The organism is Verrucomicrobiota bacterium JB022 (assembly GCA_030673845.1).
Classification (GTDB): Bacteria; Verrucomicrobiota; Verrucomicrobiia; order Opitutales; family Oceanipulchritudinaceae; genus WOUP01.
This window is the reverse complement of sequence record JAUTCQ010000003.1, coordinates 146053-158558: the sequence shown is the minus strand read 5'-3', so window position 1 is coordinate 158558 and position 12506 is coordinate 146053. Positions and strand designations below refer to the sequence as shown.

At 62.1% G+C, this 12506-nt stretch carries 10 protein-coding genes and 1 tRNA gene; 10 read left to right on the top strand and 1 reads right to left on the bottom strand.

Going from position 1 to position 12506, the window contains the following annotated elements:
• Nucleotides 1–122 precede the first annotated feature (122 nt).
• The 7 genes from Q7P63_02345 (at nucleotide 123) to Q7P63_02315 (ending at nucleotide 8917) form a co-directional block, all read left to right on the top strand.
• Nucleotides 123–1595, top strand: a complete 1473-nt coding sequence (locus Q7P63_02345) for a sigma 54-interacting transcriptional regulator (protein MDP0498916.1) — start codon at nucleotides 123–125, stop codon at nucleotides 1593–1595.
• Between the two features lie 68 nt (nucleotides 1596–1663).
• Nucleotides 1664–2011 carry a tetratricopeptide repeat protein gene (locus Q7P63_02340; protein ID MDP0498915.1) on the top strand — a complete coding sequence of 116 codons (348 nt, stop codon included), beginning with the start codon at nucleotides 1664–1666 and terminating at the stop codon, nucleotides 2009–2011.
• A 57-nt stretch (nucleotides 2012–2068) separates the two neighbouring features.
• Nucleotides 2069–3010, top strand: a complete 942-nt coding sequence (locus tag Q7P63_02335) for a hypothetical protein (protein MDP0498914.1) — start codon at nucleotides 2069–2071, stop codon at nucleotides 3008–3010.
• Between the two features lie 44 nt (nucleotides 3011–3054).
• Nucleotides 3055–4047, top strand: a complete 993-nt coding sequence (locus tag Q7P63_02330) for an acetyl-CoA carboxylase carboxyltransferase subunit alpha (GenBank protein ID MDP0498913.1) — start codon at nucleotides 3055–3057, stop codon at nucleotides 4045–4047.
• Nucleotides 4048–4617: 570 nt separating this feature from the next.
• The gene (mprF, locus tag Q7P63_02325; GenBank protein ID MDP0498912.1) at nucleotides 4618–7164 is read left to right on the top strand and encodes a bifunctional lysylphosphatidylglycerol flippase/synthetase MprF; all 2547 of its coding nucleotides are present in this window, start codon (nucleotides 4618–4620) and stop codon (nucleotides 7162–7164) included.
• 85 nt (nucleotides 7165–7249) lie between these two features.
• The gene (locus Q7P63_02320) at nucleotides 7250–7957 is read left to right on the top strand and encodes a PEP-CTERM sorting domain-containing protein (GenBank protein MDP0498911.1); all 708 of its coding nucleotides are present in this window, start codon (nucleotides 7250–7252) and stop codon (nucleotides 7955–7957) included.
• Between the two features lie 189 nt (nucleotides 7958–8146).
• A complete protein-coding gene (locus Q7P63_02315) occupies nucleotides 8147–8917 on the top strand; it encodes a PEP-CTERM sorting domain-containing protein (GenBank protein MDP0498910.1) in 771 nt (256 codons plus the stop codon).
• A gap of 166 nt (nucleotides 8918–9083) precedes the next feature.
• On the opposite strand, the gene Q7P63_02310 is transcribed toward Q7P63_02315, so the two are convergent.
• A tRNA-Leu gene (locus Q7P63_02310) sits at nucleotides 9084–9168 on the bottom strand.
• Nucleotides 9169–9452: 284 nt separating this feature from the next.
• On the opposite strand from Q7P63_02310, the gene Q7P63_02305 reads away from it, so the two are divergent.
• Genes Q7P63_02305 through Q7P63_02295 form a run of 3 tightly spaced genes read left to right on the top strand, consistent with a single transcriptional unit; the run spans nucleotide 9453 to nucleotide 12505 of the window.
• Nucleotides 9453–11210: a hypothetical protein gene (locus Q7P63_02305; protein ID MDP0498909.1), complete on the top strand. Its 1758-nt coding sequence runs from the start codon at nucleotides 9453–9455 to the stop codon at nucleotides 11208–11210.
• A gap of 15 nt (nucleotides 11211–11225) precedes the next feature.
• Nucleotides 11226–11819, top strand: coding sequence for a GNAT family N-acetyltransferase (locus Q7P63_02300; protein MDP0498908.1), 594 nt, complete (start codon nucleotides 11226–11228; stop codon nucleotides 11817–11819).
• 41 nt (nucleotides 11820–11860) lie between these two features.
• A complete protein-coding gene (locus tag Q7P63_02295; GenBank protein ID MDP0498907.1) occupies nucleotides 11861–12505 on the top strand; it encodes a PEP-CTERM sorting domain-containing protein in 645 nt (214 codons plus the stop codon).
• Nucleotide 12506 lies beyond the last annotated feature (1 nt).

Below are 12506 nucleotides of genomic sequence, written 5' to 3'. Positions count from 1 at the left end.
TTGCGAAAAAACTAACTTGACGCACCCTCGGTCGCGCCAGCCGTCACTCTACCTCTAATAGCTAGCAAAGTGAGGCTCAGTTTAAATGTAGATTATAGCATTTAAACCTGAGTTGATACCGCATGGACCTCGTACTCGCGATCGCAGATCACCATGACCCCTATATGCCCGGGCTCCTGGCTCATCAGGAGCAGGCGGGTCCATTGCTGTCGTTTCTCTCCGACCAACGGCCCGACCACTGTATCGTCTACCTGCTGCCCCCCCATGCCGGGCAGGACGAGACGCTGCGTGCGGCACTGAATCAGGCCCACCCTGAGCTTAGTTGCGAAATCCGCCCGCTGGCGCTGCGCAACCCGACCGACCGCGAAGAGCTGCTGCAGGAGATGCGCCAGGAGGCGCACCGGCTACTCCGCGCCTTCCCTTTCGACACCGTCCGCATCGCCTGCAACGAAGAGAGCAACTCCATCATGTCTGTCTGGCGGACGCTGGTGGAAGAAGGCTCCCTGCCCGCCGAAGTCTTCCGCGTAGGCGTCTCGCAGCGCCTGCCCCTCAGCGGCCCGCGCATCGAACAACTCCGGCTCGACACGATCCCGCGCGCCTCCATGTTGCGCGAGTCTTCGCCGCCGCAGCTGGAGTATGTGATGGAAGAGCTGGGCTGCATCGGCAATCACCCAGCCTACCTCCAGGCCCTCGATGCTGCCCTGAGCCTCGCTGCGCACGACGGCGTGCTGCTGCTGCGCGGCGAAGTGGGCACCGGACGCGAAGCCCTCGCCCGCCTCATCCACCGCATGGGCGACCGTCGCGACTTCGACTTTGTGTGGGTCAACTGCAACCACCTGCCCTCACACTACCTCGACAGCGTGCTCTTCGGGCACATTAAAGGTGCCTTCGTCGGCGCCCGGCAGGATGACGACGGCAAAATGGGCCTCGCCCACAACGGCACGCTCTACCTTTACAACCTCGAAAACCTGCCCACCCACATCCAGGAAGCGCTCGTCCACTACCTGCGCGATGGTGTGGTGCGCCCCCAAGGATCCAGCGACGACCAGCCGCGCAACGTGCGCCTCATCCTCGGCACCGAGCTGCAACCCGCCCGCAGCCTGCGCAGCAAGCTGCTGATCCAGGAGCTGCACGACCTCGTGGCCGACCGGGAAATCATCCTCCCGGCCCTGCGCGAACGCCGCACCGACATCCCCAAGCTGGCCCTGCACTTCCTCGCCCGCATCAACCGCTCGCTGCGCCACCCCAAGCGCCTGACCGTCGAGGCCCTCGAATTCCTCGAAAACCAGGTGTGGAGCCGTAACCTGCAAGACCTCCACGCCGCAATCGAGCGCGCCGCCCTCTACGCCCGCGACGAAGTGCTTCACCCGCGCGACCTTTCGACCGAAGGTGGGGCCCCCAACGTCAACGAAGCCAACGGGCTCATGTTGCCAGACTTTACGGAAGAGTTCTCGCTCGAAACCTACATGAGCGAGCTGCGCAGCCGCATCGTCCGCAAAGCGCTCGACGAGTCGCGGGGCAACCAGAGCGAAGCCGCCCGCCTGCTCAAGATCACGCCCCAGGCCGTCCACCAATTCATCAAGCGCTGGAAGTAGCACCGATGGGCGCCACAGGGCACAGTTTGCCTTGCACCCCGCCTCCGCCTTCCCCAGCGTGCTCCCCCATGGCAGACGTGCGCGCACTGGTCGACGAAGCAACCTTCGAATTCACGATGGGGGACCACGCCAAGGCCCTCCAGCTCATCGAGCAGGCCCTGGCGCAAGACCCCGCGTGCTTCGATGCCTGGCTGGCCAAGGCCGAGGTCCACTTCGACCAGCGCCAGCTCGACGACGCTCTCGCCGCCGCCCAGGAAGCCCTGAAGCTCGACCCCGACCAGGCGCACATCCACACCACCCTCTCCCGCATTTATATGGAGCGCGGCGACAAGCAGCAGGCCGAGCACCACGGCGCGCAAGCCCGCATCAAAGGCTGGAAAGCCGAACTCAGCGGTCAGCGCGACGACGATGAGTAGAAGCGCGTTCCCCGGAGCGTTGAATGGTGAGCCTGCTAGTTGATCAACGCCCATCCGATGATACTTACCTCCTTTATGGATCGGCTGATCACGGCGCTGCGCCTAGACCCGCGCACTGCACTTGGCAGCATCGTCTCCGCTTATGGAATTTGGGAATTGGCGGACTGGGCACCTTTCATCGTGCTAGCGCCGGAAGGCGGCAGCCAAGCCCCCATGGCAGCTCTTCATGTCGGGCTGTATCTCGGGTTGGGAATCCTGATTATGCGGGGCAGCTTCATGACGCTGAGCTACCTCCGTTATCTCGCGTGGTTCTATTTGGTTTGTGCAGTGGCGCTGGCAATTGCGACGCTTTCTGACCTTCCGGTGGTAATATCCCTCCTCCCCCCAGGAGCAGACGTGGCTCTCAACGGTCGCGCGGCAATAGTTTTAGCTCTCTTGCTGCCTCCGCCATTTCTACTGACCTTCTTTTATAGCAACTCTGCCACACAAGCGTTTTTGCGCAACGGTCGTCCGAGTTCAAGCCCTCTCAAGCCCGACAGACCATGGGTGCCCTTGTCCACCCTCGACCGGGCATTCGCCTGGCTGGGCGCGGAACCACGCTCCTTGTTGGCAGCTCCTTTCCTCTACTGCACGCTTATCTTGGTTGCTACACAGGCACTGACGACGCTGGCAAATCCAACACGAACCCCGCTTTTACCTCTTTCGGTGCTTGCGGCCAGTCTTCCAGCTGCCTGGGGAATCGTCCTGCTTCGCGGGGGGTTGCTGCCGCTGCGGGCAACGAGAGTGCTTTTGATCGGCGCAGCGGGCGGCTATATCTGGATGATGTGGGCGTTTGCGGATCTGGCTAATTCGGAAGGGTTGCCTCCTGAAGTGCAACTTTACGACACCATCCGAAGCTGGAGCTACGGCCTCTTCGGACTGTTGATCCTGCCCTTTTTCTGCACGCCCCACACCACCGAAGCGTTTCGCCAATCGCCCCTACCCCGCCACAGCGGTTGACAGCGCGGGAGTGGAGCGTTTAGCGTTCTCCCCTTACGCAGCACATGGAGCAGCCTGAATTCATTCTGGAGTTTGAGAAGCCGTTGCGCGATTTGAAGCGTCGGCTCGATGAACTGAAAACCGCGGGACAGGAACACCACTTCGATGTTTCCAAGGAAGTCGTCGCGATCGAGCAACGCATTGAGCAAACGAAGCGGGATATCTACCAGAATCTCACGCCCTGGCAGCGTGTGCAGCTGGCCCGCCACCCGAAGCGCCCCTTCGCGCTCGACTATATCCACCGTATCTTCCGCGATTTTCAGGAGTTGCATGGCGACCGTGCCTTTGGCGACGACCAGGCCCTGATCGGCGGCACTGCGTGGTTTGGCGAGCAGCCGGTGATGATCATCGCGCAGCAAAAGGGCCGCGACGTGAAGGAAAACATCAAGCGTAACTTCGGCATGCCCCACCCCGAGGGCTACCGCAAGGCGTTGCGCCTGATGCAGATGGCCGAAAAGTTCAAGTTGCCTGTCATTTGCTTTATCGACACCAAGGCCGCCTACGCAGGCGTCGGCTCCGAAGAGCGCCACGTGTCCGAAGCCATTGCCCGCAACCTGCGCGAGATGGCCCACCTCAAGACGCCGCTGCTCGGCCTGATCATCGGCGAAGGCGGCTCCGGCGGCGCGCTCGGCATCGCGGTGGTAGACCGCCTGCTGGTGCAGCAACATGCCTACTACTCCGTGATCCCGCCCGAAGGTTGCGCCGCGATCCTTTGGCGCAGCCGCGAATTTGCGGAGACGGCCGCCAATGCCCTGCGCCTCGGCGCCCGCGAGCTGATGGAGCAAAAGATCGCCGACCTGGTGATTGAAGAGCCTCTCGGCGGCGCCCACCGCGATATCGACTTTGCCACCCAGCAGGTCCGCCAGGCCATCACCCAGCATTTGGGTGAGCTGATGGCCCTCGACACCGAGACCTTGCTCGAGCAGCGCTACCAGAAGTATCGCCAGATGGGCGAATTCGAAGAGCGCGCGGTCCAGCAAATCGCCGCCCAGGCCTAGCGCCGGCCCTACCTGAGCCGATTAGCGCCCGCAATCGGCTCATATTTCGGGTTGATTTTGAGCCGATTCGAGGATTGGCAGACTAAAATAGCCAGCTACGACTCGGACGTGACTGGGGTAAATTCGTCGATTGCGATCGATTCTCGTAACGGTTTCGAGCCGAGCTTGTAGCCGCTACTGGTTTCCATCCACTTGAGGAACGAGTTGAAGAATGGGTAGAAACGGAGTCGTGGTTGATACGCTGCCACCTCCTATCCAGCTTTACTTTGGCCACGAAAGGGGCGTCGACCGTGTGCCGATTGGTCGCCTGGATTATTAAGCAGCCGCTGCGCCCCTCGTTACGCCTATCCGGCTTCAAGACGAGAAAGTGGCCGTATCGCTCGGCGATCAGCAGCTTTTCATGCCCTCAGCCCACCCACCGCGCTTAGGAACAGGAACTACTCAGCGTTACAAATCTAGCCGTCGGCCAAACGGGGGCAACTACACCAGACGCAATCTTTTACTTTCTGGACAGCAAAAGCTTCGGCCTTCGCCCTTGCCACATCTTCAAGTCGAATTAACTCTTACACAATGGAGCGTTGGCGCAAGTGGTTGGTCTCGCTGGTGATCCTGGGGGTGGGCGTGGCGATTTTGTTTCTGCTCCAGCACGAGCTGCGGCATTACCATTACCGGGAGGTGGTGGCCAACCTGAAGGCGATCCCCACGGGCAAGCTGCTCATCGCGCTGGCGTTGACCGGGGTAAGCTACTTCGTCTTGACGCTCTACGACGTGCTCGCGCTGCGGCAGGTCGGCAGGTCGCCGGGCTACCCCAAGACGGCGGCAACGTCGTTTGTCGCCTTTGTGCTCAGCTACAACCTGGGGCTGTCGATCGTGAGCGGCACGGCGGTGCGGGTACGGATGTATGGTGCGTGGGGCTTTACCACGGGCGAGATCGCGCGTGTGATCACATTTTCGGGCGTCACCTTCTGGCTCGGCCTGATGGCGGTGGCAGGCGGGCTCTTTATCAGCGGCATGGTCGACCTCCCGCCCGACTGGGTGGTGACAGGCGGGAGTTTACAGGCCATCGGCGGGCTCTTTTTGGCGTCTGCTGCCGCCTATGTGGGCCTCTGCGCGAGTCGCCGCGAGCCTTTGAAGATCCGGGGTTGGCAACTGCCCCTGCCTTCGTGGCCGACGGCGCTGCAACAACTCGCGCTGGGCAGCCTCGACGTCGTGCTGGCGGGGTCGGTCGCGTGGGTGCTGATGCCCGCCGGCTGGTCGTTCCCGGACTTTATCGGCGTGCATGTGCTGGGCATGACTGCCGGTCTGATCAGTCACGTGCCGGGAGGCGTGGGCGTGTTGGAGACCGTGGTGCTGTATGGCCGCCCGGAGGCGGTGGATGCCCCGGCGGTGTTGGGTGCGTTGATCGCCTTTCGCGCCATCTACTATTTGCTGCCGTTGCTGACCGCGGTGGCGCTGCTCTCGGGTTTTGAACTCTACCGGCAGAAGGAGCGGGTGCGCGGGCTGGCGACGGGTGCGGGGCGCTGGCTGCCTCGAGTGGCCCCACGTTTTCTTGCCACGACGACTTTTATCGCCGGGCTCGTGCTGCTGGCGTCGGGTGCCACACCTTCGGTGCGCAGCCGGGTAGAGTGGCTGACCTCGGTGCTGCCGCTGCCGGTGCTGGAGCTTTCTCACCTGATGGGCAGCGTAATCGGCGTGCTGCTGCTCTTCCTTGCGCGAGGCCTGCAACGGCGCATGGATGCGGCCTACGTCTTGACGCTGTGCCTGCTGGCCGGCGGCGCACTCTTTTCGCTGCTCAAGGGCTTCGATTGGGAAGAAGCGCTCGTGCTGCTCGGGATGCTGGGCCTCATGCTGCCTTGTCGGGAGGCCTTCCAGCGGCGCTCGTCCCTGTTCGACGCTTCATTTTCTCCCGGCTGGCTGGCGGCGATCGTGCTGGCGGTGGCGGCGGCCATCTGGCTCGGCTTTTTCTCCTACCGCCATGTGCAATACCGGGACGAGCTGTGGTGGCAGTTCGCGATCCGCGGCGATGCCCCGCGCTTCCTGCGAGCTTCGGTCGCGATTGCGGCGGTGGCGGGCGGCCTGGCGCTGTGGCGCCTGCTCGGCGGGCGTACGATCCGCACGACACCTGCCGATGCGGCTACCATCGAGGAAATTACTCCGGTCGTCACCGCCAGCCCCGAAGCGTTGGCCCACCTGGCGCTGTTGGGCGACAAGGCCCTGCTGCGGAGCCCGTCGGGCAAGAGCTTTATCATGTATGGCGTCCAGGGGCGCAGTTGGGTGGCCTTGGGCGATCCGGTGGGGCCCGATGCCGAGAAGGAGGCGCTCATCTGGTCGTTCCGCGAGCTGGCAGACCAGCATGGTGGGTGGTCGGTGTTTTACGAAGTCAGCCCGCGCCATCTGCACCTGTATCTGGACGCAGGCCTGACGTTGACCAAGCTGGGCGAAGAGGCCCGCGTGCCGCTGACGACGTTTTCACTGGAGGGGGGCGCGCGCAAGGGCCTGCGCCAGACGATCCGCCGGGTGGAGCGCGAAGGGGCGGTCTTTGAATGGGTGGAGCCTGCCGACGTGCCGCCTTTGTTACCGGAGCTGCGGGCCGTGTCCGATGCCTGGCTGACCAAGCGGGCGACGCGGGAGAAGCGCTTTTCACTCGGCTACTTTGATGAGGCTTACCTGAGCCACTGTCCGCTGGGCGTGGTGAAGAAGGAGGGCCGCGTGGTGGCGTTTGCCAATATCTGGCGCGGTGCGGCGGGGGGCGAGCTGTCGGTCGACCTGATGCGCTACGGCGAAGAAGCGCCCAAGGAGACGATGGAGTATCTCTTTATCCAGATGATGCTCTGGGGCGCCAAGGCGGGCTACAGCTGGTTCAGCCTCGGCATGGCCCCGCTCTCGGGGATGGAAAAGCACGCGCTGGCCCCCACGTGGCACCGTTTGGGTGCGCTGCTCTACGAGCACGGGGAGCACTTTTACCACTTCCAGGGCCTGCGCGCCTACAAGGAGAAGTTCGACCCGGAGTGGACGCCGCGCTACCTCGCGGCCCCCGGCGTGCTGCAGCTCCCCATTATTCTGACTAATGTGGGCTCGCTTATCTCCGGCGGAGTAAAGGGCTTGGTGGGCAAATAGTAAGCGATCCGGCGCGGCGATAGTCTGTTAAACAGTTAGAGAATTTAATTGACGAATACCACAGGGGTTATACCCTGCGCTTGGTATGAGTATCTTCTCTCAATCACGTTCTTCGCTGTCTTTTGGCGCTGCCATCGGCTTTTCTTTCCTCGCGCTCGTCGCCCAAGCCAATGCTGCGATCGAGGTCTTCCCGGTGAATGCCGTCGCGCAGGATACGCTAAGCGGTAGCAGCTATAGTGCAGGCGCGAGCCAGACGGTAAGCGACCTCGACTCGAATACGCTCTTCAGCCTGCGGCATACCTGGCGGTATATTTACGGCGATTCCGAAAACAGCCACACGGCCTATTTCACCACCGGCCAAAATGTGCGAGTTATCTCCTCATCCCAGTATGGCGCACCTACTTTCCTCGAAGAGGGAGCGTCCATCGGAACAGGTGTCCCTTTCTATTCCAAGAACGACACCTATTTCGCCGGCAACATGGAGGATAATGCCTGGCACACCACCAGTTCCACCAGCGGCTACATGGGTTTTCGGATCACGGATGTAGAAAGCGGTGGTTACAACTACGGTTGGATATCCATCTCAATCACCTACCCGGGCTCCAGATATGACCCGGCCCTGGACGGCAATGGCTACGTGACGATCAACTCCTACGCGATCGAAACCGAGCTGAACAAGCCGATCCTCGCTGGCGACATGGGGGTAGTCGTGCCCGAGCCTACCACCACCGCAGCCTTGCTCGGCCTCGGCGCCGGTGCCTTCGTGTTCCTGCGCCGCAAGCGCGCCCGCTAGGCACCAGCGGTTTTGCCGCCTCGGGCTGTTTCTGCCTCCCATTCTCTTGACCAACGACAGTTCCCCTGTTTCCGACAGGGGCAGGAGATGAGGGGGCAAAGAGTTAGCGAGCCGGTGACACCATAGGCTGTTAACCAGTTAGAGAATTCGATTGACGAATTTAAAAGGGGTTATACCTCTACGCTCAACATGAGCACTTCATCCCAATCACGTTTTTCTCTGTCATTTGGCGCTGCCATCGGCTTTTCTCTCTTCGCGCTTGTCGCCCAAGCCAACGCTGCGATCAACGTTTTCCCGGTCAATTCTTTCGCCCAGGATACGGACAGCAGCAGCGGCCTAAGCGTGGGCTCGACCCTGACGGTGAGCGACAGCGAGCTGAATACCCTCTTCAGCCTGGAGCATCGCTGGACCTATACCCCCAGCACGACCATCTACATGCCGAACCCGGGCATGCCCGGCCCCGGCACACCGATGTACATGCCCTCCAACAACAGCCACTCGGGCTATTTTACCACCGGGGCAAATGTGGAATTCTTGTACACATCTTCCAGCAGTCAACCTGCTTATCTCGCGGAGGGCGCATCCATCGAAGCCGCCAGCCTTTTCAATTCCGCCACCACCAGCTACTTCAGCGGCAACAGCGGAACTACGAACTGGAACACCACCAGCTACGTAAGCGGCTATATCGGTTTCCGCATCGAAGATGGGGACAGCGGGAACTACAACTATGGCTGGCTCTCCCTTACCGTCACCTATCCTTGGAGCTCCTACGGCATGCCCCAGAACGGCAATGGCTACCTGAAAGTCGACTCCTACGCGATCGAGAGCGAGCTGAACAAGCCCATCACCGCTGGCGACCTCGGCACAGTAGCCGTGCCCGAGCCTACCACCACCGCAGCCTTGCTCGGCCTCGGCGCCGGTGCCCTCGCACTGATCCGCCGTCGCAAGCATACCCGCTAGCCCCGCACGGTTTTCTGCATCATTTTACGAACTGCCCGCAGTTGCCCGCCCGGCGACCTGCGGGCTTTCTATGTACTAGAAGCGATCAAGAGTGTCCCATCCTGCCCGGGCATGAAAAAAGCCACCCGGTTTATCGAGTGGCTTACTTCGAGGTGCTTTCTAAAAATGGTGCTCAGGATGGGACTTGAACCCATACACCTTACGGCACTACCCCCTCAAGATAGCGTGTCTACCAATTCCACCACCTGAGCATTGACTGATTTCTCGCTGGGAGAAAAACCTAGATCATCCATAACACAGGAAGGCTGACAAGTCTTTTTTCATACTTTTAAGCATTTGGAGGTTTTGGCCGGTTGAGAGGCCGGGCAGCACCGGCAAGTGGGCAAGAAAGCTTCCATAAGTTGGCCCTATCATGCTTGACCTCACCGAGAAAACCCCGTGTGCTTTGCGCTTCGAGGTGCTTACCATGTCCGATTCCGGGAAATCGAAGGAAAAGTCGCTGTCTAGCTCGCTTGATCTGAGCTCACTGGATAGTTTGTCGCTGGGCCCTAACTGGGGTTCTGGCAGCACGCCCAAGGTCACGATCCATACCGAGCGTAGTGACCGGGATGATCGCCGCAAGGGTCGTGGCGGCCCGCGCCGTGAAGGCGCGCCCCGTCGTGACCGTCGTGGTGACCGCTTTGAGCGTACGCCCCGCGAGGGCGGCGAAGAAGGTGGGGCCCCGCGTGCAGAACGAGGCGACCGGCCTGATCGCCGCGAGCGCGGTGAACGGGGCGGTGACCGTCGCGAACGCCGCCAAGGAGGCGGTCGCCGGGAGCCACGCGAGCTGTTTCAGCCGATCGTCGAGTGCACGTTCTACGCGGATGACGCCCCCTTCAAGGCGCTGACGACCGCGATCAAGAACTCGTACCGCACGTTCGAGCTGTTCGAGATCGCCCGCCTGATCCTGGAAAAGCCCGAGCGCTTTGTGTGCCTCGTGAAGCATCCGGAGCAGCGCCAGGGCGAGCCGGCCCAGCTCTTCGCCTGCGTCAAAGACGGCCTGCCCTTCCTCAGCGAGCAGGAGGCCCTCAGCCACGTCTTCAAGAGCTACCTCGACGACTATTTCTCGGTGGAAGAAGTGGAAGTGGAAGCGCCCTCGGGCAACTTCCAGGTGATCCACAAGTGCGGCATGACGGGCGAACTGCTCGGGCCGCCCAACTACCACCGCTACCCGGCCCTGATCCAGGAGCACCACGCGGCCAAGCTGGCCCACGTGCCCTTCGACCGCTTCAAGAGCCGCATCGAATCGGTGCGCGACGAAGAGTCGATCCAGCAGTGGACCGCGCAGATGAAGAAGGCCCAGCGCTACACCCTCAAGGGTACGCCCGAGGGTGAAGAGCCGAAGACCTTCCTCGACCTCGAAAGCGCCCGCTTTTACCTCGTGACGCACCGTAAGGAACAGCTGGTGCGCCCGGCCTACAGCGCCCGATTCCTCGGCAAGGACCTGCCGCTGCTGCCCGCGAGCGACCCAATCCGCCGCTCGGTGGAGACGCTGCTCGAGCAACAGCTGCGCTTCCCGCTGGATACGGCCAATCACCTGCGCGGCCGCCTGCGTCGCCTCAACTTCGCCGTCTACAAGAAGGGCAGCAAGGGCGTCTCCTACGTATGCGCCGTCAAGCGCCGCTTCCGCAAGCCCGGCGAAGTGCTGGCCGACAACCTGAACGACCTGATCACTTTCATCGAAGCCCACCCGAAGCTCTCCGTCAAAGACCTGCCGCGCGAATACCTCGGCGTGCAGATCCCGGAAGCCAAGGAAGGTGAAGAGGCCGCCGAAGCCCAGCCCGATGTCTCCGCCGAGGAGAAGGAACAGCTGATGGCCCTCAAGCGCGACCTGCGCTACCTCATCACCCAAGGCTACGTGATCGAATACAGCGACGGCACGCTCTTCGCCCCCTCGCCGCGCGATATCGACGGCTCGGACGACGATGACGACGCGCCTCCGGCCAAGAGCGGCAAGCGCAACCGCCCGAAGAAGGAGAAGCCCGCTGAGGCCGCTCCGGAAGCGACCGCCGCTACCCCGGTGGAAGCAGAGGCAGCGCCTGAGCCGACCCCGGCCGAAGAAGCGCCGACGGCAGAAGCACCTGTCGCCGAGCAAGCCGTGGCCGAAGAAGCCGCCGTCGCCAGCGAAAGCTCTGTCAGCGTCGCCTCCGAAGTGAGCCAGCCGAGTGAAGAAGCTGCCTCGACCGAGGAAGTGGAAGCACCGGCCGGCGAAACGGAAGAGAAGAAGCCCGCGCCGAGCGATCAGACGGCCTAGCCGCACCACGGTTTAATGGCGCAGCTGATTTACGAAACGGTTTCCGGAAAGGGCGTGGTCCCGTATATCGACGACCTCGCCCGGCTTCGGATCAGCGTTTTCGCGGAATACCCGTACCTCTACGACGGCGGGTTGACCTACGAGCGCGAATACCTTTCGCATCTCGCCCGCTGCGAAAGCAGCTTCCTCGTCATCGCCAAAGACAAGGACTTGGTGGTGGGTTGCTCCACCGCCCTGCCCCTCGCCGAGGCTGATGCGGACTTTCAGGAACCGTTTCAACGCCACGGCTACGACCTCAAGGAGGTCTTCTACTTTGGCGAAAGCGTGCTCGACCCCCATTACCGAGGGTATGGAGCCGGGCGCGTCTTTTTTGAGCAGCGCGAGGCGGCAGCCCGGGCGGGTAAATTCCGCTGGGCCAGTTTTTGCGCAGTCGAGCGCCCCGACGAGCACCCACGCCGTCCGGTAGACTACTCCCCGCTCGACCGGTGGTGGCAGCGCCTCGGTTTCGTCAAGCACCCGGAGTTGAAGGCCAACTTCGACTGGAAAGAGATCGGCCAGCCCGCCATGTCGACCCACCCGATGTCGTTCTGGCTGAAGGAGCTGGTCTAGCGCGTCACCATTCTGGGTTGCGGCCACCAGGCATTGGCGGCATGGGTTTTGATATCATGCCGCGCATTTGCTCCCACCTCGCCCTCGTCACGCTCCTCGCCTGCCCGCTCATGGCCGAAGAGCCGATGCTGACGGCGCAGGAATCCCTGCAACTGCTGAACCCCATCGGTTCGCCGACCGTGATTGCGGCCTTCCAGAGCAACCTGGCAGTGGGGCTTACCTTTGATTTCGGCGTCGAGACCTACACCTTGCCCCGGATGCCGCTCTCGCTGGGCAATTACCAGCCGCTCGACCTGAGCGACGCCGCCCTCGATGGCCTGCTGAACGAGCTGACCAATGGCGACGACCTCGAATTCTCGATCCACGTCGACCTCTACAACTCGCTTGACCAGTTGCTCGCCTTTCCCAGCACCACCACCTTTACGGAGGCGGAATTTCTGCTCGCCTTCGGTCTGCCGACGCCGGAGCTGCTGACGCGCGACGCCATCGGCAATGTCTATGTCCGCTTTGACCAATACGGCCTCGCCTCCTCCCTCCTCAACGGTGAGCTTTTTGGTCAAGGCACGCTCGACCTGACGCTGGGCCTCGAAGTGGAAGCCGTGCCCGAGCCGCAGACCTATGCGCTCTTTGCCTTGGGCCTCGGCGGCCTCGCCTTTTACCTCTGGCGCCGGCAAAAGGCGGCGTAAG